At 71.8% G+C, this 24,356-nt stretch carries 17 protein-coding genes; 8 read left to right on the plus strand and 9 right to left on the minus strand.

Annotated elements, in window-relative coordinates; translation table 11 throughout:
• A partial coding sequence (locus Cba03nite_RS19610; RefSeq protein ID WP_239125882.1) for an endo-1,4-beta-xylanase occupies nt 1–355 on the minus strand: 355 nt, incomplete at its 3' end.
• Between the two features lie 834 nt (nt 356–1,189).
• Here Cba03nite_RS19610 and Cba03nite_RS19615 point away from each other — a divergent pair.
• From Cba03nite_RS19615 to Cba03nite_RS19625, 3 genes are all read left to right on the plus strand, one after another.
• Nucleotides 1,190–2,560, plus strand: coding sequence for an extracellular catalytic domain type 1 short-chain-length polyhydroxyalkanoate depolymerase (locus Cba03nite_RS19615; RefSeq protein ID WP_203748084.1), 1,371 nt, complete (start codon nt 1,190–1,192; stop codon nt 2,558–2,560).
• A 546-nt stretch (nt 2,561–3,106) separates the two neighbouring features.
• On the plus strand, nt 3,107–3,553 hold the full coding sequence (locus Cba03nite_RS19620) for a CU044_2847 family protein (RefSeq protein ID WP_239125885.1): 447 nt from the start codon (nt 3,107–3,109) through the stop codon (nt 3,551–3,553).
• An 8-nt stretch (nt 3,554–3,561) separates the two neighbouring features.
• Nucleotides 3,562–7,158 (plus strand): trypsin-like peptidase domain-containing protein, encoded by a 3,597-nt coding sequence (locus tag Cba03nite_RS19625; RefSeq protein ID WP_203748089.1) that lies wholly within the window; start codon nt 3,562–3,564, stop codon nt 7,156–7,158.
• Here Cba03nite_RS19625 and Cba03nite_RS19630 read toward each other — a convergent pair.
• From Cba03nite_RS19630 to Cba03nite_RS19640, 3 genes are all read right to left on the minus strand, one after another.
• Nucleotides 7,124–8,383, minus strand: coding sequence for a hypothetical protein (locus Cba03nite_RS19630; RefSeq protein ID WP_203748092.1), 1,260 nt, complete (start codon nt 8,381–8,383; stop codon nt 7,124–7,126). The two genes, Cba03nite_RS19625 and Cba03nite_RS19630, sit on opposite strands and share 35 nt — an antisense overlap.
• 86 nt (nt 8,384–8,469) lie before the next feature.
• Complete coding sequence (locus tag Cba03nite_RS19635) at nt 8,470–9,741, minus strand: KamA family radical SAM protein (RefSeq protein ID WP_239125883.1); 1,272 nt, start codon at nt 9,739–9,741, stop codon at nt 8,470–8,472.
• A 5-nt stretch (nt 9,742–9,746) separates the two neighbouring features.
• Nucleotides 9,747–10,811: a hypothetical protein gene (locus Cba03nite_RS19640; RefSeq protein ID WP_203748094.1), complete on the minus strand. Its 1,065-nt coding sequence runs from the start codon at nt 10,809–10,811 to the stop codon at nt 9,747–9,749.
• A gap of 326 nt (nt 10,812–11,137) precedes the next feature.
• Between Cba03nite_RS19640 and Cba03nite_RS19645 the strand changes: the two genes are divergently transcribed.
• On the plus strand, nt 11,138–12,112 hold the full coding sequence (locus Cba03nite_RS19645) for a fatty acid desaturase (RefSeq protein WP_203748172.1): 975 nt from the start codon (nt 11,138–11,140) through the stop codon (nt 12,110–12,112).
• A gap of 86 nt (nt 12,113–12,198) precedes the next feature.
• Here Cba03nite_RS19645 and Cba03nite_RS19650 read toward each other — a convergent pair whose 3' ends face one another.
• The 4 genes from Cba03nite_RS19650 to Cba03nite_RS19665 form a co-directional block, all read right to left on the minus strand.
• The gene (locus Cba03nite_RS19650) at nt 12,199–13,509 is read right to left on the minus strand and encodes a M23 family metallopeptidase (protein ID WP_203748097.1); all 1,311 of its coding nucleotides are present in this window, start codon (nt 13,507–13,509) and stop codon (nt 12,199–12,201) included.
• A gap of 212 nt (nt 13,510–13,721) precedes the next feature.
• Nucleotides 13,722–16,568 (minus strand): AfsR/SARP family transcriptional regulator, encoded by a 2,847-nt coding sequence (locus tag Cba03nite_RS19655; protein ID WP_203748100.1) that lies wholly within the window; start codon nt 16,566–16,568, stop codon nt 13,722–13,724.
• A gap of 97 nt (nt 16,569–16,665) precedes the next feature.
• The gene (locus tag Cba03nite_RS19660; RefSeq protein ID WP_203748103.1) at nt 16,666–17,913 is read right to left on the minus strand and encodes a hypothetical protein; all 1,248 of its coding nucleotides are present in this window, start codon (nt 17,911–17,913) and stop codon (nt 16,666–16,668) included.
• Nucleotides 17,913–18,605 (minus strand): hypothetical protein, encoded by a 693-nt coding sequence (locus Cba03nite_RS19665; RefSeq protein ID WP_203748106.1) that lies wholly within the window; start codon nt 18,603–18,605, stop codon nt 17,913–17,915. The genes Cba03nite_RS19660 and Cba03nite_RS19665 overlap by 1 nt, the downstream gene beginning before the upstream one ends.
• A 308-nt stretch (nt 18,606–18,913) precedes the next feature.
• Here Cba03nite_RS19665 and Cba03nite_RS19670 point away from each other — a divergent pair, with 308 nt between their 5' ends.
• Complete coding sequence (locus Cba03nite_RS19670) at nt 18,914–19,834, plus strand: SMP-30/gluconolactonase/LRE family protein (protein ID WP_203748109.1); 921 nt, start codon at nt 18,914–18,916, stop codon at nt 19,832–19,834.
• Nucleotides 19,835–20,074: 240 nt separating this feature from the next.
• Here Cba03nite_RS19670 and Cba03nite_RS19675 read toward each other — a convergent pair whose 3' ends face one another.
• Nucleotides 20,075–20,389, minus strand: coding sequence for a DUF6289 family protein (locus Cba03nite_RS19675; RefSeq protein WP_203748112.1), 315 nt, complete (start codon nt 20,387–20,389; stop codon nt 20,075–20,077).
• 233 nt (nt 20,390–20,622) lie between these two features.
• On the opposite strand from Cba03nite_RS19675, the gene Cba03nite_RS19680 reads away from it, so the two are divergent.
• From Cba03nite_RS19680 to Cba03nite_RS19690, 3 genes are all read left to right on the plus strand, one after another.
• On the plus strand, nt 20,623–21,096 hold the full coding sequence (locus Cba03nite_RS19680; RefSeq protein WP_346113519.1) for a sigma-70 family RNA polymerase sigma factor: 474 nt from the start codon (nt 20,623–20,625) through the stop codon (nt 21,094–21,096).
• A complete protein-coding gene (locus Cba03nite_RS19685; RefSeq protein WP_203748118.1) occupies nt 21,086–22,519 on the plus strand; it encodes an outer membrane protein assembly factor BamB family protein in 1,434 nt (477 codons plus the stop codon). Before Cba03nite_RS19680 ends, Cba03nite_RS19685 begins: the two co-directional genes overlap by 11 nt.
• Before the next feature lie 208 nt (nt 22,520–22,727).
• Entirely contained in the window at nt 22,728–24,143 is a 1,416-nt protein-coding gene (locus Cba03nite_RS19690) for a peptidase M16 family protein (RefSeq protein ID WP_203748121.1), read from the plus strand.
• Nucleotides 24,144–24,356 lie beyond the last annotated feature (213 nt).

Genomic DNA, 24,356 nt, shown 5'->3' on the forward strand with positions numbered 1-24,356 from the left:
CGTCGGGCTTCATCTCGTTCTCAGCCGTGATCATGTTGAACTCACGGGCGGCGATCGTGCTGTACGTCGAGTTGCTCAGCCGGCCGGCCGCGATCGCCGTGCCGAAGTACCGGCCGGACTGAGCGGCTGCGGCACCCAGCGTGCTCTCCGCCGCGTTGGCCGACGGCATCATCACTGCGGCCGCGCTCACCGCCACGACACCGACCACGCCAGCGACGAGCGTTCTGACCAGGAGCGATCTCTCCCGCCGGATCACGCCACGTTGGGCGGACGGGCTAGTAGCCACTTTGGCCTCCTTTGCTGCCGACGCCCGAGCCATCGTTGCGACGACATCGGACGTCTCGTTGAGATTCATCCGCGCCGATGCTGCCACTCGATGCTCGCCTTGGGCAACAACTTTCGGAAAACTTCCGGAAACATGATCTTGTGTGGCGGCTTTGCAAAAGAGCACGTCAATTAGGATCAGGATGATTCGATCCTGACCAACCGGTAGCGCTTCTTCGGTTGTTCCAGCCCGTCCCGCTCCCGGAATTTCCGGGACGAGCGGCAGCGTTCTCTTGCGCCAAGCCAACCGTGTTAGCGGTCACATCCTCGGGCCGACTACAGCTGCATGTCCACCGAGCAGGCCGATTGATCGGTGAGCGCCCGCCCGGGAGCGCTCCCGTCTAGGCCGAGAGGTTGCCAGACCGCTTCGGAACATTCAAGTGGGGCCGTGCCCGCTCTTGGCATTGGCCCGAGGAGTCATAGGACTCCGCCCCAGCTCAGGGCATCGCAGGGTCCTGGCCGCCAGCATCCCGGCAGTCATATGACGTGTGCCGGCCCGAGAGGTTCCGGTGCCAGGCAATCGACAACGGTCGTTGACATGTGATGTCTTATGTCGCTACCGTGGCGCTGTCCCCATGGGACATACGGCCCCGGGGCAGCGGGCCGAACGCCGTCTACGTAGCCGCGTGGTGAAGAAACACCGGGCCACCTGCGGTCGTGCTACCGGCCTCATCACCAACGCCGAGACGAACCGTGCCAGCACATCGACCGGCCGCTCCGCTCGGCTTCGGCAGACCAGCCGCAGTGGACCTGCTCGACTGATCGCCTGACCGGTGGCGGCGGACGGCCCATGCCGCCGCCACCTTTCTGACCGCGCTGACAACCCACGGGCCGTCGTCGACCCGCGCCCCGCAAGGAGCTGCCCATGAACCGCATACTCGCCGCGGCGCTGGCCGGCGTGCTGGCCACGCTGGGCGTCGTCGCCGTGGCGGCCCAGCCCGCATCGGCCGCGACGCTGACGCAGGTGACGAACTTCGGCAACAATCCCACCAACCTCAACATGTACGTGTACGCACCGGACACGACGGCATCGCGCCCGGCGCTGCTGGTCCTGGTCCACTACTGCGGCGGATCGGCATCGGCGGTCTTCGGCGGCAACGGCCGCGACTACGCGACCGCGGCCGACCGGTACGGCTACGTCATCGTCCTGCCGGAGGCCACCCGCTCCGGACGCTGCTTCGACGTCTCCACGCCGCAGGCGCTGCGCCGTGACGGTGGCAGCGACTCCACCGGCATCATGTCGATGGTCGGCTGGGCCCGCACGCGATACAACGTCGATCCGGCCCGGATCGTGGTCAGCGGATTCTCCTCCGGGGCGATGATGACCAACGTCCTGGCCGCGCAGTACCCGGACGTGTTCGCGGCCGGCTCGGCGTACTCCGGAGTACCCGCCGGGTGCTTCGCCACCACCGACGGATCACTGTGGAACAGCCAGTGTTCCAGCGGCAACGTGAACAAGACGCCGCAGCAGTGGGCAGACACCGCCCGCGCGATGTACCCGGGCTACACCGGCCGTTACCCGCGCATGCAGCTGTGGCACGGCACCACGGACACCACGCTGGCCTATCCCAACTTCAACGAGGCGACCGAACAGTGGACCGCCCTGAACGGACTGAGCCAGACGCCCACGTACACCGACAGTCCCCAGCCGAGCTGGACCCGGTCCCGCTACGGCAGCGCCGGCACCCAGGCCACTGTCGAGACGGTGAGCATCTCCGGCACCGGGCACACCCTTCCGCAAGCCGGGATGCTCGCCTACTCCATCTCCTTCCTCGGCCTGGACGGCAGTGCACCGCCCAGCAGCCCGCCGCCGAGCAGCCCTTCGCCCAGCAGCCCGCCGCCGAGCCGCTCCAATGTGATGATCGTCGGGACCGGCTCCGGCCGCTGCGTCGACGCCCCCAACGGCGGCACCGCCAACGGCACCCAGATGCAGCTGTGGGACTGCTGGGGAGGCAGCCCGCAGCGCTGGACGTACACCTCCGGAAAGCAGTGGACCATCGCGGGCAAGTGCCTGGACGCCTCCGGCCACGGCACGGCCAACGGCACCGCCGTCATCGTCTGGGACTGCAACGGCCAGACCAACCAGCAGTGGAACCTCAACACCAACGGCACCATCAGCGGCGTCCAGTCGGGGCTCTGCGTCGACGCGGCAGGCAACGCCACCGCCAACGGCACCAAGATCCAGCTCTGGACCTGCCACGCTGGCGCCAACCAGCAGTGGACCACTCGCAGCTGAATCGATTGCCGCCGGGCCGGCGCGCCCACACCGGCCCGGCGGCATTCCCTGGGGAAAGGAAAGCCGCCGTGGCAGGCGGTCGCGTCCACCGGCAGGGGATGCCACAGCGGGCTGCTGGCGTGCCGGACATCGAGGGTGCCCGCGCCGAGCTGGTGGAGCGCGGCATCGAGGTCAGCGAGGGATACTTCGGAGCGCTCCGGATTCGCAGTTTCGGGGGAAGTGCAGCCACGCCGACGCCCGAGCCTGCAGTTTCCCCGAAACTGCGGGCGAGGGTGGGGCGCTCGACCGGCCCGGCTCAGCGGCCGGGCAGGCGTTTGCGGACCTCCTGCAGCACCCAGCCGTTACCGTCGGGGTCGGTGAAGGTGGCGAACGAGCCGTAGCTTTGATGCTGAGACTCCCGCCCTGCGGATGGCGCACCGACCAGCAAGCCATGCGGTCGCGGTGAGGCAGGCGGCGGTACCGGGCGGGGCGAGCAACGCTGTCCGTCAGAAGCCGGTGGGCTTCTGACGGCCCCCGAGCGTCTGCAAGGAGGACATCGTGGACGGCATGCGCCCCGCGACGCAGCAGAAACGTGACATCGTCGACCTCGACCTGGGCAACGGCAGGGTGCTGCGGGCGGAGGTGTTCGTCGAACCCTCGCCGAGCCGGGCCGGCGAAGGAAGCGGCGACGCCGGCCTGCGGGACTGGTGGAAGGGCACCCGCCAGGCCGCGCTCGACCGCACGGCGCCGGCGGTCGAGGCCGCAGCGCAGTGGGTACACGACGAGATCACGCAGCTCGGCTCGCTGGCGCCGGACCGCGTCGGCGTCGAGCTGGGGGTCAAGTTCGTGGCCCGGACGCCCGACCTGATCGTTCCGGTGCTGGGCCAGGTCGGTGCGGAGGCCACGCTGCTGGTGCGCTTGGAGTGGGAGGGTGGCGCCCTGCAGCGCCGGTCCCCGCAGGGGGAGGAAGACGACCTGCCCAACGAGGCGGGCACGCCGGATTCCGGGAACTGACCGGCCGGATGTCATCGCGGCTCGGGCACCTGGCCCAGGATTCTCTCGTCCAGCTCCGCAGGAGCCGTGCCGAGTTCGCGGGCGTCGGCTTCGTCATCGCGCCCGAACTGGTGGTCACCAACGCCCACGTCGCCACCGACGACATCCAGGTGTGGGCGGGCGGCCGCCAGTATGCGTGCTCGTCGGTGCGGCGCTACCCGGACCAGGGCGCGCAGCACCCTGAGTGGCCGTTTCCCGATCTGGCCGAGCTGGTCGTTCCCGGGCTGCAGGCGCCGCCCGTGCTGCTGGGGGCACTCACCGAGCAGACGCACCCGCCGGACGAGGTCCTGGTGCCGACGTTCCACATCCCGTCTGTTCAAGACTCCCCTGACGAGCCTGCTGTGCTGCACAAACGGCTCAGCGTGCATACCACCGGCGGACGCTGGGGCGTGGACGGCGGCGTCGTGCGGGGCATGAGCGGAAGCCCTGCGCTGGACCCGGAGACGGGCCGCGTCTGCGGGATGATCAAAGCGCATGCGTGGGCAGCGGTGGACGGCGGCTATCCCGTGCCCGCCGGCGGCTGGCTGATCCCGTTCAGCCCGGTCCACGTTCCCGCGTCCTGGTTCGAGCGGAACGCCGCCGCGAATCCCGTCGGCAACCGGTGGCGCCGGATCGCCGCGGGCGCCGACGACATACAGCGGGCCCTGTTCGAACCCGACGACGCACCCGGCGAGATCACCCCCGCGAACCTGCTCGACCCGGAGTGCGGGTTCGCGCCCTTCGAGCCGGTCGCCGAGTTCGAGGAGCTGCTGCGCTGGTGCCGGTCGGCGGAAAACCCGCTGGTCAGGCTGGTGTCCGGCGCGTCAGGTGCCGGGAAGAGCCGTATCGCCGTCGAGCTGTGCCGGCGCCTGAGGGACGAGGGCTGGGTGGCCGGTTTCCTCGGCCCGCGCCTGGACGACAGGTGGCGGGAGACGTTCGCGCGCGCCGTACGGCATGAGCTTCAGGTCTGCGTCGTCGTCGACGACGCCGAGCACCGCGGCGAGGAGATCGCCGCGATCCTGCACGAGGCGCGCGCCGTGATCGCGGTGATGCGCGAGCACGGCCTCCGTCCCACGGTCCGGGTCGTCCTGCTGTCCCGCAACGACCCGAGCCGGTTCGAGACCGATCTCCTGGCCATCGACGTCATCGGCGACGGGTTCGGCCGCTGGATCCAGTCGGTGCTCGGCACGCCGGTGCGGCTGCCGCCGGTGCTGCCCGATCAGGAAGCGGTGTTCCGCCGGGCCTGGCACGCGTACGCGAGCAGGCTCGGTGTCCCGGCCCGGGCGCAGCCGCGGTGGCGGCACGACCTGCCGGGCATCACCACCCTCGAGGTGTACGCGCTTGCGGCTGACGCGGTGCTCAACGTGTACTTCGACGACGCGCGGGACGGGCGCCTGTCCGACGACCCGCTGGGCGCGATTCGCCGCCACCACCTGCGGTACTGGGCACAGAAACTGAAACGGGCCGACTACAGGCTGCGGCGCCGGACCCAGGCGGCCGCGCGGGCCCGGCCGGAAGCGGGGTCGAAGTCGGTCGAGATCCCGCTCGACGTGGCCGAGGCATGGCTGCTCGTGCCGACCCTGGCCGCCGCTGCTGACCGCAGCCACCTGCGACAGGTGATGCGCACGGTCGCGAAGATCCTCGGCCATCCGGGCCGGGACGAGCTCAAGACCCTCTACCGGCTGTATCCGAAGCAGGATGCCGGCCCGCCGTCGCCGGACGGGCGGCGGCCGAAGCCGCTGCCGGCGGTGCTGACGCCGGACCGTCTGGCCGAGCTGATGTTCCGCGAGGTGTGCCGCTCGCTGGGCGAGGTGCGGCTGCGCGACTTCCTCGCCGCCGTGCTGTGGCTGGCCGCGGGGACCCGCCCGGCCGGGCTGCCCGACGACGGCCGCTACGCCCACCCGGCGCTGCGCCTGATCGGCCGGGCCCGCACAGGCGGTGCCGCCGAGCGCGACGACCCGGTGTACGCGAAGATCGACCAGGCACTGTCGGCGCTGCTGGCAGCGCATCCGCGTGAGCTGTTGCCTGCCCTGGTCAAGGTCGCCGGTGAGATCCCGCGCGCGGAGCCGCTGGTGCGGTTGCTCGGCGTGGCGGCGCAGAACTGCGACCAGGCGGTGCTGCCCCTGGTCGAGCCGTGCCTGCCTGACGACGGGCGCGGGCTGTCGCCGGTGGCGCTGACCGTGCTGCAGCGGCGGGTCGACGCCGCGCAGGGCAGCGACGACCAGGCAGTCGCCGACCGGGTGAGCCTGTGGCGGCGGATGAGCCTGCACCTTTACCACCTCGACCGGCACGACGGCGCGCTGCGCACCAACCTGGACGCGATCAACGAATGCCGGGTCCTGCGCCATCGCGGCGGCGGCTACGCGCGGGCGTCGGCGGAGCTGTTCGCCCGGCTGCACGGCGACCGGGCGCTGTTCCTGCTGGAGAGGATGCTGAGCGGGCGGCAGCCCGACGGCGAGATCGGCGAGGCGCTCACCTACGGCGAGGAGGCCGTCCGCGCCTACCGAGACCTGGGCGCGGACTACGAGCTGGCCCTGGCCGGGGTGCTGCACAACCAGAACGTCCTGTACGCCAGAGCGGGCCGGCTGCACCAGGCCCTCGCCGCGGGCAGGGAAGCGCTCGCCGTCTACGGCACGACCGGGCCCCGCAGGCCGCGGGCGGCGGCGCACCTGCACGTCGCCGAGGACCTCGCCGATCTGGGCCGGCTACCTGAGGCGCTGGCGCAGGCGACCACGAGTGTGGCCATGTTCGGTGAGCTGTTCGAGCAGGCGCCGTCGGCGCACGCCGCGGACCTGATGCGGGCGCTGCTGCAACGGGCGATGATCATGCAGGATGTGGGAGAGAATGCTCGGGTCAAGCGGTCGCCGGCGGTGCGGGGCTGGCTGCTGCGGGCCGAGACGGACCTGGAGCAGGCGCGCCAGGTGAGCCGCAGCCTGCCGGCCGCGGAGCCGGAGCTGGTCGAGCGGATGAGGGCGGTGGCGGTCGTGCTGGACGAGGACATCGAGCGGGTCGGCGGGCAGGGGCCGGAGGCGGCGGCGCCGCCGGTGATCAGCCGGCAGCAGGAGAACGTCGTGTTCAGCAACGAGTACGGCCAGCTGTTCGACGACGATGTCCTGTCACCGGCCGGCCATCCTGGGCGCTACCTGCGGTGGCGTTGGGCGAGCCGCGGCGTCGTGGCCATACCGGTGCTGGATGGGGCGGCCGCGCTGGTCCCGGCGTACCGGTATCCGGTCGGCGAGGTCCTGCTCGAACTGCCGCGCGGCGGTTCCAGCGGGGACGAGCCGCCGGAGACGGCGGCGATCCGCGAGGTGGTCGAGGAGGTCGGCGTGATCGGCGTGACCGGCCGCCTGCTCGGGACGATCTACCCCGATGCCGGGCTGATCGAGTCCGGGTGCGCGGTCGTGCTGGTGGACGTCGATCCGGCGTCCGCCGGGCGGCCCGCCTCACCCGAGACGATGGAGTCGATCGGGCAGCCGCGATGGCTGGACCGGGCCGCGGCGCGGGCCGCTATCGCCTCGGGTGAGATCCGCTGCGGGGTGACCCTCGCGGCCCTCACGCTGTGGTGGGCGACGACGGACCAGGGCTGACGTCGGTCCCGGCGACGACCCGGTTGTTGGGCGTGTCGGTCCGGTCGTCCTGCTCGACCCACGGCTGCGAGTCGGTCACCAGGACCGGGATGTGCAGGACGTCGAAGAAGCCCTGCGGGGCGGCGGCGGCCTCACCCGGAACGTGCATCCGTACGCCGGTGGTGCCGTTGCTGTCGTCGCAGATCGCCGTCACCCGGGCTTTGCGCCTGGCCCGGCGCATCGAGGCCAGGACCATCTCGTGTGCCGGGTCACCGGTCGAGAAGGCCCGGTCCAGGATCTGCTCGACCTCGTCGGCGAACAGGCCCATGCTGCCCATCAGCGGGTCGACCTTGGCGTCACCGGCGTGGCGGACCCGGGCCAGGTCGAGGAGCATCTTCTGCCGTGAGGGCAGTTCGAGGATCTCGATGACCGCGTCGACGGGGACGTGCTGCCATACGGTCGGGTTGATGATGCTGGTCGGCAGAGTCGTGCTGCCGGTCGGCCTGATCGACGGCGGCAGCTCGACGAGCTCGTCGCTGCGCGGCCCGCTGACCGCCGTGGCGATCGAGGTGGGCACCGCCAGGTGGTACGAACCGCTGGCCGAGCGCTCCACGAACTCGAGCGCCTCCATGCTCTCGCGGCCGGCCGTCTTCTCCAGCGCCTCCTTCTTGTCACGGATCGCCCGGTACAGCAGCAGCTGCTGGTCGTCGGCCCAGCCGCGGAACTCGTGCAGGACGTGGAGGTAGTCGCGGGGCGTGCTGGACGTGGCATCGGCCAGGCGCCGGTCGAGCCGGGCGAGGAAGCCCCGTTTGAAGTTGCCGGCCACGACCTCGGCCACGAACTCGATGACCCGCCCCTCGGTGACCTCGTCCAGCCAGTCTCCGTAGGCCGGCGGCGGGACGTCCGTGACGCCACGGGCCAGGTGATCGTCCTGGATCTGCCGGAACGAGGTGACGGGGACCTTCTCGGCGCCCAGCGCGTCGCGGCGGGACACCCGCAGGTCACCACGCCGCAGCAGCTCCCCCAGGTCGTGACCGGCGAAGCGGGCGCCGTCCTCGCGCGCGAACAGCGACCGCAGCATCGGGCTGTTGAGCGAGTGCGAGTCGGCCACGATCAGCGGCTCGGCGAGCACCGCATGGTGCAGCACCCGTGCGCGCAGGTCCTCGCGGTGCGAGTACGCGTACGGGACGTGCAGGTTCACGTCACCGAGGAAGACGGAGAAGTCGAAGTCTGCGCCATGCTGCATGGAAGGGGCCTCCGCACTGGTGCCGGCGACGGTCACCCGGTTACTGACGGACGGCTGCCCAGGGTGCGGGTCCGGTGTGCTCAGCGTCAGGCCGGGGCCAGCTCGACCGCGCCGAACGCCGGTTTGAGGTCGGCGACCCAGAGCGCGTCCGCGTCGAACTGCGCGAAGAACGGCCGCCCGACCAGCGCCGGGTCGCGGGCCTGCAGGTAACGCAGCGCGAAGACCCGCTCCCCCGCGAGCTCCACGATGCCGTCGATGCAGATCTTGCCGGGCGACGCCGAGGCGACCGGCCCCCGCGCGGTCCGGGCCAGTCCGGGGACCTGCGCGAACGCGTCCCGGTAGATCTCGTACGCGCGCGCCAGCGGCACCCCGAAGTAGTGCTGCGGCCCGGTGTCACGTTCGATGAACAGGTAGTACGGGATCATGCCCAGCCGGGTCGTCTCCCGCCACAGCTGCGCCCATACGGCGGCGTCGTCGTTGACGCCGCGGATGACCGGCGCCTGGCAGCGGATGACCGCGCCCGTGGCGAGGATCCGGCTGATCGCCTGGCGGGTGACCCGGGGAGCGAGTTCACGCGGATGCGAGAAGTGCGCCATGACCGCCAGGTGGCGGCCGGCTGCCGTCACCTGCTCGAACAGCCGCAGCAGGTCGTCGGCGTCCGGGTCGCCGCTGAAGCGCTGCGGCCAGTAGGCCAGTGCCTTGGTGCCGATGCGGATCGCCTCGATCGAGGGGATGCGCAGCAGCGGCTCCAGATGGCGCCGCAGCACCTCGGCGCTCATCACGAGCGGATCACCGCCGGTGATGAGCACGTTGGTGACCTCCGGGTGGGCGCGCAGGTAGGCGACGACCGAGTCCATGTCGTCGGTGGCGATGCGCAGGTCCGGCTCGCCGACGAACTGCGGCCAGCGGAAGCAGTAGGTGCAGTAGGCGTGGCAGGTCTGTCCCTGGCGCGGGAACAGCAGCACCGTCTCGCGGTACTTGTGCTGCAGCCCGCGCAGGCGGCGGCCCTGGAAGACGGGCTCGTTGAGGTCGGTCTGGTTGGCCGGGTGCGGGTTGAGACGCGAGCGGATCTCGTTGGCGGCGGCGCGCAGGTGCTGCTCGGGCGCTCCGTCGCGCAGCAGGCCGGTCATCCGGGCGAGGTCGGGGGCGGCCAGCATGCCGGGTTGCGGGAAGGTCAGCTGGAAGATCGGGTCCTCGGGCACGCGATCCCAGTCGATCAGCTCGTTGATCACGTGATCGTTGACCCGGAACGGCAGCACGGCGGCGACGCCGAGGCGCTGCCGTCGGTCCTCCTCGTCGAGGCCGGTGCGCTCCTTCAGCAGCGGGTCCAGCTGCCTGCTCGTGAGCGCACGGAACATGCCGGTTATGTCGGGTCACTCCTCGTAGGCGGGTGATCCGGCACGAGCCGGATGAACGCCGCACCTGGTCGTTCATATTTCGCAAGGAAGTTCGCGTTGAGGTCCGACATCACATCGGACTCCTCCGCCACGATATGCAATGCGTACACCTGAGACGGTACTTTCCCCAGGCGAGCCGTGATCGTGCCGTCTCGGTGCCGGGCCAGGTGCGCGATGATGCGCGGGTCGGCGATGTAATGCTCGTCATCGAGCACGACGAACCTGGCGACGTAGTCCCGTGATCCGGTCCCGTCCATCAGGGTGATGTGCAGCGCGACGTGGTCCTCGATGGGCGTGCCGTGGCGCCACAGGTCGTCGAAGCGCTCCCCCACGAAGGTGCCCAGCGGCGACTCGCTCGACACCTCGAGCTGCGCGGTGTCACCCGAAAGGCGGCCCAGCGGCAGGAACGAGACCAGCATGCGGCTGTCCCACCGGTAGATCGTCACCGACGCCGACGCGGCGTAGAGCCGGACCTCGAAGTGCTGGCGCAGCTCCGGGTCCAGACCCTGGCGGTACGCCTCGAGCCGGCGGATGTTGCGCAGGATCTCCAGGCGCACGTCGCTGTGCCCCTGCAGTTCCTCCGTGCGCTGCTCGGCGGCGAGGGAGTCGGGGTCCATGAGCAGCACCTGGATGGGCACGCGGCGGCGCAGCAGCGCCGTGGCGGCGCGGAAGAAGCGCTGGTCCACGGGGCGGGAGAACAGGCCGGAGAAGGTGTCGAGCACACGGACCAGCGTCCGCGCGCCGGTGACCCGGTCGGTGTACCAGTCGTAGTCCAGGCGCCGGTGCTCGTGCACCCGTCCCTGCTGCGCCCGGCGCACGATCGGCGTGACCGCGAAGAAGATCACGATCGCGCCGACGAGCTCGGCGCCCATGTTCAGCGCGAGGTTCTCGGCGTACTGCGGTATCCCGCGTGCCGCGTGCAGCAGCGCCAGGGATAGCAGGGAGAGCCCGGCCAGCACGGCCAGCGTCTTGGGCCGCAGCGTCTGCGCAAGGAAGACCCGCACGGCGCGGCCGATCCGTCCCAGGAACATGTGACCGCACCGACCTCCCCGACAGCGTCACTGCACAGTATCGGGACCCTCCACATCGCACCATAGCGTGCGCCACCCGTCGCAGTGCGTCAATGCATCCAGGTCGCGCTCGATGTCCGTAACTCGGGATGCCTCCACTCGCCGGCACACGGTAGCCGAAAGCCGCCCGCTCGGCGGCGGGCACCGGGCGAGCGCCGCCCTGTCACCCGCCGGTGTCCTGCGCTTCGCGCGTTACACGTACCGTGTCCCGTCTCCAGCCGCTATGTTGACCAGGCCCGGCGGCTCAGCCGCGACGACCGCGCAGAAACGAGTGACCGCCCGTGGACATGACCCTGGCAGACCCGCAGACCGGGACCGGCGACCGAGCACCCAAACCGATCATGGCCGGTGCCCGCCGGCCCGCCGCTCACGCCGCCGTCTACGCGTTCGTGCTCGTGCCGCTGCTGGCCCTGGCCGCGGCCGTGCCGCTCGCCTGGGGCTGGGGGCTGACCTGGACCGACGTCGCCCTGACCGCCGCGATGTACACGATGACGTGCCTGGGCGTCACCGTCGGGTTCCACCGCTACTTCACCCACGGCGCGTTCAAGGCCGGCCGGATCATGCGGATCACGCTCGCCGTGGCGGGCACGCTGGCGGTACAGGGGCCGATCCTGCACTGGGTCGCCGACCACCGGCGTCACCACGCGTTCAGCGACCGCGAGGGAGACCCGCACTCGCCGTGGGCGTACGGCACGTCACCGGCCGCGCTGGCCCGCGGCTTCTGGCACGCCCACCTCGGCTGGGTGCTGGACCCGAAGCTGACCAACCAGGAGCGGTTCGCACCCGACCTGCTCGCCGACCGGGACATGCGGCTCGTGCACCGCCTGTTCGGGCCGCTGACGATGGTGACGCTGGCCGTCCCGGCGCTGGTCGGCGGTCTGGTGACCTGGTCGTGGTGGGGTGCGGTCACCGCGTTCTTCTGGGCGGGTCTGGTCCGGGTCGCGCTGCTGCATCACGTGACCTGGTCGGTGAACTCGGTCTGCCACATCTGGGGGGACCGGCCGTTCGCGTCCCGGGACCGGTCGGCCAACTTCTGGCCGCTGGCCATCCTGAGTATGGGCGAGTCCTGGCACAACCTGCACCACGCCGACCCGACCAGCGCCCGGCACGGTGTCCGCCGCGGCGAGATCGACGTCTCCGCGCGCCTCATCTGGGTGTTCGAGAAGCTGGGCTGGGTGCACAGCGTCCGCTGGCCCACCCCGGAACGGCTCGCCCGGCTGGCCGCGTCCGCACCGGCCACCGGCGGCACGCCGCCCGCGTGACGCCGGCGGATCGAGGACGCTCGCGCCCCTGCTCATAGCGCGGCCCGTGGCGGGGAGCTTCTCCGGGAGGCTCCCCGCCACCGACATCACGCGGCGTAGATGAGCTTGACGCCGCCGTTGCTCAGCACCGCCGCCGTGGAGCCGCGGACGCCGGAGTTGAGGTTGCGCCAACCGTTGTAGCTGCTCGCCTCGAACACGTAGTTGCCGCTCGTGGTGTAGATCAGCTTCTCGCCGGCCAGGTTCAGCGCGGCGATCGAGCCGCCGCCCACCCCGGAGATGCCGGTCCACACGTTCGCCCAGCCCGCGTTGCTGGCCGCCTCGTACACCGAGCCGCCGTTGAGCACGTAGAGGATCTTCGTGGTGCCCAGCGTGATCGCGGCCACGGCCTGGCCGGGCACGCCGGTGTTCAGGTTGCGCCAGCCGTTGGCGCTGTGCGCCTCGTGCACGTATCCGCCGACGATGCTGTAGACGTATTTGACCCCGCCGAGCGCGATCGCCGCGATCGAGGAGGTGCCCACGCCGCCGATCCCGCTGTTGAGGTTGCGCCAGCCGTTGTTGCTGCTCGCCTCGTGCACGTAGCCGCCGACGACGCTGTAGATCAGCTTCTCGCCGTTGAGGTTGAGCGCGGCCAGCGCCGTGCCCTGCGCGCCCTGGATCCCCGTGGACATGTTGCGCCAGCCCGTGCTGCTGGCCGCCTCGAAGATCTGGCCGCCGTTCGACGAGTAGATGATCTTCGTGCCGCTCACGTTGATCACGGCGAGCCCGCTGGCCATGACCGCGCCGCCGCTGCCCGAGACCGGCAGCGCCCGCCACCCGGCGTTGCTGGCCGCCTCGTACACCTGCCGCCCACCCGGATTGGATCCGATGTAGACCAGCGGGTTCACGTAATTGCCGTTGGGGTCGAGCATGTGCCAGTGCAGGTGCGGGCCGGTCGAGCTGCCCGAACCCGGTGCTCCGGCCGCGCCGCCGGAGAGCCCCACGATCGTGCCCGCGCCGACGTAGGTGTTGTTGGCCAGCGAGAACTGCGACAGGTGCAGGTACTGGCTGCGCCAGCCCTCACCGTGGTGGATGGTGACGGTGTGCCCGGCATTGCCGTTGTAGGCGATGTTCTGCACGGTGCCCGCGCCGCAGGCGGGCAGGGCCGTGCCCACACCCATGCCGAAGTCGACACCACCGGCCGAGCCCCGGGCCAGGTGGCACTCCCAGGAACAGGTGATCGAATAGCCGCCGAACGGGTGGTAGATCGCCGGCGCGGCGTGGGCGGTGCCGGGCAGCGTCAGCACGCCGCCCACCGACATCGCGCCCGCGCCCAGCACCCCGGCCCGCAGCAGCGCGCGCCGGCTCAGGGTGTCCACCGGCTCGCCGCCGCAGCTGTCGATCGGGGGTTTCTGTCTCATGCTCGCTCCTTGTTCGGTGGTCGCGTCCGCCGCCGCGGCCGCCTGACGGCAACGGCAGCCGCCGCGGGCGACGGGCGCCCCGGCACGGTGGGTATGCGCAGGGAAGGTGCGAAGGACCGGCGTCCCGCGCGGTCGCTCACATCCGGATGGATGAATGTGTCCTCATCGTGGGCCATCCGGCCACACGGCAGCACATCCGATCGTCATACACCTCAGGCGCCGTCGAGCCGGGCGAGCCGTTCGCGGACCTCGCGGGCGTCGGGATGGCCCAGTTCGTCGAGCTTGGACAGCGACAGCCGCCACGCCTCGGCGGCGGCGCGCAGGTCACCCGCCGCATGGTGCGTGTCGCCCAGGTGCGTCAGCGTGATCGTCTCGTAGTACGGGTCGGCCAGCCGCCGCAGCACCACCAGCGCCTGCCGGTAGTGCACGACCGCACGCCGGTGATCACCCCGGCGGTGGTGCGCGAACCCGAGACTGTCCAGCGCGTTGGCCAGACCCTCCCGGTCGGCCAGCGCCCGGTGCACGGCGACCGCCTGCTCGCAGTGTTCGACGGCCTCGGCGTACTGGCCGAGCTGCGCGTGCAGCCAGCCGATGCTGTTGAGCGCCTGGCCCTGCCCGATACGGTGCTCGGCGCGCTTGAACCGGTCCAGGGCCTGCTGGGCGTCGGCCAGCGCGGCGAGCCGGTCGCCCTGTCCCTCGTGGACCAGGCTCATCCGCAGGTGCGTGTACGCCTGGCCGACCAGGTCGTCCAGCTCGCCGAACAGCCCGTCGGCGCGGCGCAGGTGCGCGTGCGCCTCGTCGTAGCGCTTCAGCCTGTTGTAGGCCAGCCCCAGGCTGCCGTGCGCGTGCGCCCGCCCGACCCGGTCGGCGCAGCGCTCGGCGACGGCAAGCGCCATACGCTGCGTCGCCACCCAGTCGTGCCAGTGCCCCGACCGGTCGAGGAACGTCGACAACGCCGAGGCGAGCTGCCACGCGCGGGCGCCGAGGCTCTCGTCGGCGGCCGTGTTCAGCGCCGCCACCAGCACCGGGCGCTCCACGGCGAACCAGGCCGACGCCTGCTCGGCGTCGGCGAACGCCGTCACCGCCGTGCCGGGCTCGGCAGGCACCAGCTCCAGCCGGATCCGATGCGGATAGATCAGCAGCGCCGCGGCGTAGGCGCTGTGCAGGTAGTGGGCGAGCAGCCGCCCCCGCGCCGCGTGCAGGTCCGGTCCACACTCGGTGTCGCGGGCCAGTTCCGCGGCGTACGCCCGCAGCAGGTCGTGCATGGCGAACCGTCCCGGCAGGTGCTCGGTGACCAGATGAGCACGGACCAGCTCGGCCAGCAGCGGCCGGACCTCCACCGGCGGCTCCCCCGCCAGGCTCGCCGCGGCGTCCATACCCACGTCCTGGCCCGGATGCAGGCCCAGCAGCCGGAACAACCGCGCCGCCGGGGAACTCAGCCGCCGGTACGACCAGGAGAACGCGGCCTGCACGTCGCTGGTGAAGTAGTCGGCGTCCAGGCCCGGCAGGCGCCCGCGTACGGCGGACAGCTCCGCCGACAGCGAGCCGAGCGGGAAGCCCGGGTGGACCGCCGCGCGCGCGGCGACCATGGCCAGCGCGAGCGGCAGGCGCGCACAGTGGGCCGCGATCTCGTCGGCGGCCCGCGGGTCGGCGTCCACCCTCTGCGCCCCCAGCCGGGCGCTGAGCAGCTCCCGGGCTTCGGCGGCGGGCAGCACGCCGAGCGTCACCGGGACCGCTCCCTCCCGCGCGACCAGGCCGATCAGCTGGTCGCGGCTGGTGACCAGGACCATTCCGCCGCGGCCGCCCGGCAGCAGCGGCCGGACCTGCTCCGCGTCGGCGGCGTTGTCGAGCAGCACCAGCATCCGGCGGCCGGCTACCATGCTGCGGTAGAGCGCCGCCTGCGCGTCCAGGCCCGCGGGCACCCGTTCCGGGGCGGCGCCGAGCGCGTCGAGGAAGCCGCGCAGCGCCTCGCCGGGCTCCATCGGCCTGGCTCCCGGATGGAACCCACGCAGGTTGACGTACAGCTGCCCGTCGGGGAACGCCGCCGCCGCCCGCTGCGCCCAGTGCACCGCCAGGGCGGTCTTGCCCACCCCGGCCGTGCCGACCACGACGGCCACCGCCGTGGCGGCCGACCCGGCGCCCGCCGCGAGTTCGTCGAGGCGCGCCAGCTCGGCGGCACGGCCGGCGAATCCGCGTACGTCGAGCGGCAGCTGCGCAGGCACCAGCACGGCGGCGCGGCGTGCATCCTGATCGGACGGCGTCGGCACCACCACCCGCTGCCGCTCGGCCGGCGCGTCGAGCGTGTTGTCGCCCAGCAGGATGCGCCGCTCCAGGTCGCGCAGCTCGCGGCCGACGTCCAGGCCGTACTCGCCGGACAGGACCCGGCGGGCGTTGCGGAACGCGCCCAGCGCGTCGGTGACCCGCCCGCAGCGGTGCAGGGCGATCATCAGCTGCGCGACGAAACGCTGCCGCACCGGGTTCGCGGCGACCGCGTCGGTGAGCGCAGGCACGATCCCCGCATGGTTGCCGCAGCCGAGCTCCGCGTCGAACAGCTGCTCCAGCACCGTGTCCCGCTGCTCGCCCAGGTAGGCCCGCGCGGCGGTGGCGAACGCGGCCCGTACCCCGGCCAGCGGCACCGTGCCGCGCCACAGCCCGAGCGCCTCACGCAGCAGAACCGCCGCGTCAGCCGGTGCCGCCGCCGCGCGGGCCCGGCCGACGAGCTGCTCGAAGACCGCCAGATCGAGCCGCCCGGCGGTGATGCGCAGGGCGTAGCCGGCTGCCTGGCGGTCCACTGTGGCCAGCGGCCCGTCCGCGTCGTGCAGGGCCGCGCGCAGCGCCGACACCATGTTCTGCACCTGCACACCGGCGGTGCGCGGGGCGGCCCCGCCCCACATCGCCTCGACGATCTCGCCCGTGGCCACGACCCGGTCGGCCCGCAGCATGAGGAAGGCGACCAGGTCGAGCTGCTGCCGGCGGGCGAACCGCACCGGACCACCCGCTGCGACGACCTCCACCGGGCCGAGCACGCGGAAGTTGCAACCGTCGCCGTCTGCGATCATCGGCGCGATGGTATCCGGGCCCGATGAACCGTCCCAGCCCGACTTCGCACCGACCATGTTGCCGGCGACGCATGAAGACCGGCCGAGCAGGTCGATATCACGGCAGCCAGCGTTCCCACAGGTGCCAGCGGCACCGCCGGACCAGCTGGTGCCGCCACAGCCACCACGGCAGGCGGCGATGCGGCACGAACGTCCACAGATCGTCGTCGGCGGCGTTGCCGCGTGGCGACCGCCGCAGCAGGCGGAGGTTGGCCCGGTCGACGACGCCATGGAGCCTGGCGGCGTGCGCGAGCGCGACGATCGCCTGGGCGCGCAGCGCGGGGTTGTCGGAGGCGAGCGCACGTGCGGTCCGGGCGAGGATCGGCTGCGGGTCGGGGTGGGTCAGCGCGAGGCCGATGACCGCGACGCCGACGTTCGGCTCCGCACGCTCGAACGCCGCATCGACCTCTTCCGGGCGGTCGGTGCCCATCAGCGCCGACAGGTCGGCCCAGTTCATGCCGTCGCCGTCGGCGACGGGGCCGAGCAGGAACTGCTCGCGCCAGCAGGCAAGCCAGGCCGGGCCGTACCCGTCCGGGTCGGCTGCGACGTCGACCAGATCGGGGCTGCCGGTCGCGTCGGCGAGCTCGCGCAGCTTACGGTCTCGCTCGCCGGCAGGGAGGGTGTAGCACCAGCTGGCGGCGGCGTACTCCCAGAACGGGGAGCTGCTCCCCCAGCGGTCCACGATCGTGGCGGCGACCTGCTCGTACTCCCCGGTTCCCGGGGTAACGCGCTCCAGCAGGCCGAACTCGGGTCTGCGGTCGGTCATGTCGCAGCGGCGCAGGAACGCCAGCCTGGTCGCGTCGGCGGCCGACAGCCAGCCGTCACGGTGACCGCGCACGATGTCGTCGGCATCGGCGACGGCGGCGTACCGGACGTGCTCGGCGGGGACGGCGAAAGGCACCCGATACTCGCCGTAGCGACCGCGGTCGTAGAACCGCAGGTGGCCCACCTGCAAGCGTTCGGTGATCTCGGACAGGCTCCAGAGGTGCCCGGACGCCTCGTCCTCGGCTCGGCCGCCGCACGCCGACAGCACACCGACGGTGAACTCGCGTGCGGCGTCACCGGCGCCCGCCGGGATCTCGACGCACACCGCGCAGGTCACCGGTCTGCCGAGGCCGGTGGCGAGCCGGGTGAGTTCGGCCGGGTCGAAGCCATCGCCGGGCGTCAGCCTGCTGCCCGCGAACACCATGACGAACAGCGGTCCAGCCTCGACCAGCCACTGCCCGTCGACCCGCCGGGCCAGCCCGTCCAGCACCGCCTCGACCGCGGCGAGGTCGGCTTGCGGGTAGATGACGATCGTGGCCATCAGCCGGCCTGCCAGCGTGGGCTGTACTGGATGTGCACCAGCGTGGAGTGCCGCCGCCTGCGGCGGAACCACGGGTAGGCGTCATGGCCGCCCAGTTCGACACAGTAGTGGTGGCGGCCGTCGATCCGCTTCAGATACGGCCCGGCCTCGTCGAGCATCGAGCGCAGAGACCCGCCCTCCTGCCCGAACGCCGGGACGCTGCCCGTGACGAAGACCGTCTCGGCCGCGAATCCGATCCGCAGGTGGTCACGGTCTTCGGCCCAGCGCCGGGCCCGGCCGCGGTCCGCCATCGTGAAGGCGCTCGGTGGCACCGAGGCGGTGTGCGGCCGCCCGGCGCCGAGGTGGGCGCGGACCTGCTTCCAGCGTGAGAGCGGGAACTGCATCCGGTGGTGCAGCAGGACGAGGTCCAGCGACGACTGGCCGGACGCCGCCTGCGGCAGGTCCGTCGGCGGAGCCGCGTGCCGCATCGGCAGGTGGACGAGCGTACGCGGCGAGCACGTCGCCAGGCCCCACAGCGCGGTCAGCAGGACCGCCTCGACCCGGCCGACGAACATGGCGAGGCTGTCGGGCTCGGTCGCCACGCCGTGCGGCTCGGCGTACAGCGCCGCTCGCACCAGCGGACGGGCCGGCCGGATGACGCGGTACTCGCGCGAGCCGAGCCTCACCATGCTGATCCGCGTGCGAACTCTCACGCCGTCGATCTCCTCCACCCCGGTCCGAACGCCGGAACGCTACAGCTCGCGCCGCCCACGCGCGATCGCATACTCGTGGACGCGCTCGCCGAGGTCCGCCCGAGCCTCAAGGGCGCCCGCCGGCCACTTCAGGCAGGACGGCCGCTGCCTGGCGGCGTCGAGTCCTCCGATCAACGCGATCGAGCACCGTTGAATCCCGCCCCGGCCGGGACTAAGGTGAGCGTTCCATGAAGCCCCGCATCAGGCCGATCGTATGGCAGCCACCGGCCACTCCCGCCAGAGCGCGGCTGCCGCGCAGCGCAGTCCCGATGCCCCGGCCCGTCCTGCACCCGACGCCCGGCGTCGGGCCCGAGGATGTCGCGCTTGCCCCCGACGGCGCGGTCTACACCGGCCTCGCCGACGGCCGGATCCTGCGGGTACGCGACGAGGACGTCCAGGTCGTCGCCGACACCGGCGGGCGCCCGCTCGGCATCGAGGTCGACGCCGACGGCACCCTCGTGGTCTGCGACTCCACCCGCGGACTGCTCCGCGTGCACCCCGACAGCGGGGCGATCGAGGACCTCGTCCCGGCCGGCACGCCGATCGGCGGCGTGGCGCTGCGGCTCTGCAACAACGCGGCGATCGCCGCCGACGGCACCATCTGGTTCAGCGACTCGTCGGCCCGGTTCGACCTCGCGCACTGGAAAGCCGACCTCATCGAGCACTCCGGCACCGGACGCCTGCTGCGGCGTGACCCCGACGGCACGCTCACCACCGTCCTCACCGGGCTGCACTTCGCCAACGGAGTCGCCCTGGCGGCCGACGAGTCGTTCGTCGCCGTCGCGGAGTCCGGCGCATACCGGCTGACCCGCCTGTGGCTGACCGGCCCGCAGACCGGTCAGAGCGACGTCCTCGTCGACAACCTGCCCGGCTTCCCCGACAACATCGCGCGCGGCACGGACGGCCTGATCTGGATCGCGATGGGCTCACCACGTAACCGCGCGCTCGACCTGCTCGCGGCGCGGCCTCCGATCCTGCGGCAGCTGCTGTGGGCACTGCCCGACCGGCTGCTGCCCCAACCCGCCGACACGGTATGGGTCCAGGCCGTCGACGCCTCCGGTCGCACGGTTCACGACCTGCAGACGTCCACCCCGGGGTTCTCGATGGTCACCGGAGTACGTGAGAGTTCCGGCACGGTGTGGCTGGGCAGCCTGCACTCAACGGCGATAGCGCACTTCACGCTGCCGTAGTCACCGCAGTGAGGTCTGCAGACCGGCCGGGCCGCCCGCGATCTCGGTCGGGCAACCGGCTGGGGCGGGCCGCCGCCCGTGAGAAGCTCGCCGGACAGCATGCCGACAGCCGTGGCACGCAACAGGCGCTCGACATCGTGTGGCGCGATCGCCTGTCCCCGATCACCGTCGCGATCTCAGACCGCGGTGGTGATCGGGGACAGGCAGGTCGAACAGCGAACGCCTGAAGGCAATCCGTGATCAGGGGCAGGGCTCCGACTCGATCGTGTAGTACGCGGTGTAGGCGCCCCAGTGGTAGCTGGGATCGCCGGGACACTCACTGAACGTCGAGGCGCCGACCAGATTGCTGTGCGTCGCGTCGCTGAAGTACGCGACGAAGGTTATGGTGCCTTTCGCCTGGGCGGGGACGGCGGCGCCCACCAGGCCAAGGCATACGGCCAACGCGACAGCGGCAGCACGGTATGCGGTTCGGCCGCGCGATCGAAACCCTTGCACCGTGCCTCCTCGGAAGACTTCGGGATACCCCAAAATATACATGCTGATCGATTGATTCATGGCGTGAAGGAATGCCCGGTCACTGAGGCCCACGACCGCTGGGGCGACAAGCTGCCCGGTCGAGCGGCGTCGGCACGTTCTTGCATGAACCCGCATTCAACGGTGAACGGGCAGCGTGATGACCGTGGCTTCGGCAGTCGACGTGTCGGTGTCGATCAGATAGATGACTGGGCGAGGGCCATATGGCGCCGCTGCAACCTCACGTCGGCCCGGCCCGTGTACCAGGGGTGACAGTGTCAGATTTCGAGGCGTTCTACCGCGGCACCGCGCCGCGGCTGATGCGCTTCGCGTACGGCCTCACGGGTGGCCTGGCCGAGGCGCAGGACTTCACCCAGGAGGCGTACGCCCGTGCCTGGCAGCGCTGGCCGTCCCTGCAGCGCTACGACAACCCCGAGGCGTGGCTGCGGCTGGTGGTGACCCGGCTGGCCACCGACTGGTGGCGGCGCCTGACCGTGCGCAGGTCCGCCGCCCTGCCCGAGCCCCCGCACGTGCCGCCTCCCGATGAGGAGCTGATGACCGTCGTCGCGGCGCTGAAGAAGCTGCCCATCGACCAGCGCCGGGCGCTGGCGATGCACTACCTGCTCGACCAGTCCGTGGCGGAGATCGCCGTGGAGCTGTCGGTGCCGGTCAACACCGTCAAGTCCTGGCTCGCCCGCGGGCGGGCCGGGCTCGCCGCCGCCCTGGGGGAGCGCAGCCATGTCAACTGAACCGGAGCGCGTCTACGCAAGGCTGGCCGACCTGGTGGACGCGGTGCCGCCCCCTGAGCTGTCGGCGGTGCGAGCCCGCGCCGCGCAGCGCCGCCGCCGCTCGTTCGGCGGTCTGCTCGCCGCCGGAGCGGCCGTCGTCGCCGCGCTGTTGGGTGCGCAGGCGGTGCTCGCCCCCGCTGCCACACCGGTGCGGCCGGTGCTGCCCGTGCTGCCGGCGACGACGGAGTTCGCCCCGTTCGACGGCTCCGTCGCGCCCGTCCTCCGCTACCCGTCCCCGGCCGGCTTCGGCATGACCGTCACCCTCGGTGACCGGGCGTACGCCATGTGGATGGCCGAGGACGGCGTCGAGTGGGTCGGTGGAATCGACGTGGCGGCGGGCAAGGCGCTGTGGCCGGCGCTGTCGCTGGGCAAGTTCGGCGACACCAACGGCATGGAGGTGGCCAAGGAGGCGATCCTGCTGCTCACCGAGCAGGGCTTCGACAATCCGCTGATCAAGGACGGCAGCGACACGATCATCGCCGTCGACCCCGCCACCGGCAGGATCATGTGGACGCTGCCGTACTCCTTCAACAACACCGACCGGGTCCTCTACGACGACACGCTCGTGATCACCTGGACCCAGCGGGGCGTGACCGAGGCCCTCGACCTGCGCACCGGCCGGGCGCGGTGGACCGTCAGCGAGCGGGTAGCCCAGTCCGGCACGAATGCGATGCGCAGCATGTCCGAGTTCTACGCCGTCGGCGGCTATACCGAACGGGCGCCCGCGGACCGGCGCGTCGTGCTGCACCTGGCCGACGGTCGGGTCCAGGTGCGCGACGTGACCAGCGGCCGGGTGGAGCGCGAGCTCACCGCGCCGGTGCTGTCGCCGAGCGGGGACCTGCTGCGCCACGAGACGGTGGTCGACGGGACGCTGTACCAGTTCGCCGCGGGCAAGGCCGGCGTGCTGCCGCTCGACGGGTCGGTCGGCGCGACCGAGGTCACGCTGGCGGCGAACCTGGACGGGGCCCGGCCGACGCCGTGTGTGGCCGGAGGCCTGCACTGCGCTGTCACCGACGAGACCGGCGACAGTGCCAGGCTGACGGTCCTTGACCCGCGTTCCGGGGCGGTGGTCTGGCAGCGCGAGCTGAAGGCCGGGGTGCGTAACGTGCTGCCGTCGGCGGCGGGGCTGCTGGCGGTGGGCGAGCAGTCCCTGGTCTTCGCCGTGGACGGCACTCCGTTGGCGAGCCTGGACGGTCAGGCCATGTGGCTGGAGTCCGGGAACCTGCTGGTCATCGGCGCGGCGGGCGTGTCCGGTCGCCAGCTCGCCACCGGCGTGGAGGTTCCTCTCGGGCAACCGGGCGTGACCGGTTACTGCTCCTGGAACACGACCATGCTGACCTGCCCGACCCAGGACGGCATCGGCGTCTACCGATACGCGCGGTAACGGTCCGCGGTGCCCCGCCCGGTCCGGATGGGGCACCGCGGACGGTTTCAGGGCCGGGTTGAGGCGAGAATCGGCGTGGCTGTCGCGACCTGCGGCCGGCTTGAGCAGGAACCTGCCGGGTCGCTCGTCGGCGGGCCGACGTGAGTGAGGCGCTGTCGCGCGCACCTCCCTACGCCGGCGTTTGACCGGGATACGTAGGCTGCCCGCCATGCATCGGGGTGAACTCGACGGGGTGACCGTCTCCTGGCAGGACGTCTCGGAGGACGTACACGCGTCACTGGTCTTCGGGGTCGGCACCCGCGACGAGGGCGTCGACCGGATCGGCCTCAACCACCTGGTGCAACTGCTGGTGCTCGACGAGATCAGCACCGAGGCGGACCAGCACACCTCGTTCGTCGACACCGCGTTCACCGCCTCAGGCACACCCGACGAGGTCGCCGCGCACCTGGCCGAATGCTGCGCGGCGCTGGCCGACCTCCCGCTGGACCGGCTGGACGAGATCGCAGCGCAGGCCGACCCGGGCGACCTGGCCGTATCCCTCGGCCTGGAACTGGCCGACAGCTGCCGCGACCCGTGGGGTTCACTGCTGGCGCGCCGCCTGGGCGCTGCCGGGGCCGGGGTGGCCCGCTGGCCCGCCGTCCCCTACGCCGCGTTCACTACCACTGAAATACGTGAACACGTCGCCCGGTTCTTCCACGCCGGCAATGCCGCACTCGGGCTCAGCCGCGCACCCTGGCCCGGCCTCGAGATGGCGCTGCCACCGGGGCAGCGCCCCGACAACGACGCAGTCGCTGCCCGCGCGGGCGGCGGCTGGTACCACGACGAGGTCGTCGCACCCGGTATCGCCGTCACCGCCGCCGCGGGCCCGCTCGCGATGCTGGTGCTGGGCGTCCTGCGTATGCGGGTGAATGACGCGCTCGACGACGCCGGCTTCGACTGCTGGACCAGCGAGTGGTCCACGCCCGTGTCCGCGTCCACCCTCGAGATCGGCCTGGGCCTGCACTACAGCGGCAACGGCCGTACCCGCGACTCCGCGCTGGCCACGGCGATCCTGTGGGAGCAGCTGGGGGCCATCGCCACCGTGCCGCCGTCGCAGGAGGAACTCGACGAGGCCATCGACTACGCAGCGGGCGAGGACGTCATCGGCCAGCTGCCGATCGAGGCGAAGGCATCGCTGCTCAGCCCGTCCGACGAGTTCGGCGCGGACGACGTGGCGGCCGCGCGGACGCTGACGCCGTACGACGTCCGCAGCGCGGCCGCGTCGTGGCTCGGTTCGGCACTCGTCGTCGTGCCGACCGGCACCGCGGCCGACCTGCCCGGCCTGCCGGCAATCGGGTGCCCGGCAGGCACCTTCGTCCCGCCGGGCAAGGTGATCAAACCGTCGCTGTGGCGAAAGCTGCGACGTGCCGACGAGCACCTCGTGCTCGCCGACGACGCGATCTACCACGTGCGTGACAGGGCGGTGCACAGCATCCCGTTCGCCGACGCGATCCTGGTGGAGCACGGTGCGGAGGTGCTGCTCGGCAACGTCCGCCACGGCTGCCTGACCGACGTGACGGCCTTCGCTCCCGCGAAGACCATCGGCGTACACCTGCCCGACCGCCGCTGGCGAATCACCCGGTGACCGGTGAGCGGTCTGTCCGTCAGGGTATGCGGACAGAGATGCTCACGATCAGGACGCGATGCGCAGTGACACGAACGTGTGCGAAGGGGTCGGGTCCCGCGCCGGGTCGGCCCCGTGTGGGCTCCGCGCTGCGCCCTGTCGCACCGGTCGGGGACACTGGGGCCGCGCTGATCTCAGCCGCGTGTGCCTCATCGAGTGTGTGTGATGGAGTGT

The sequence above is a fragment of the Catellatospora bangladeshensis genome, from assembly GCF_016862575.1.
GTDB classification, from domain to species: Bacteria; Actinomycetota; Actinomycetes; order Mycobacteriales; family Micromonosporaceae; genus Catellatospora; species Catellatospora bangladeshensis.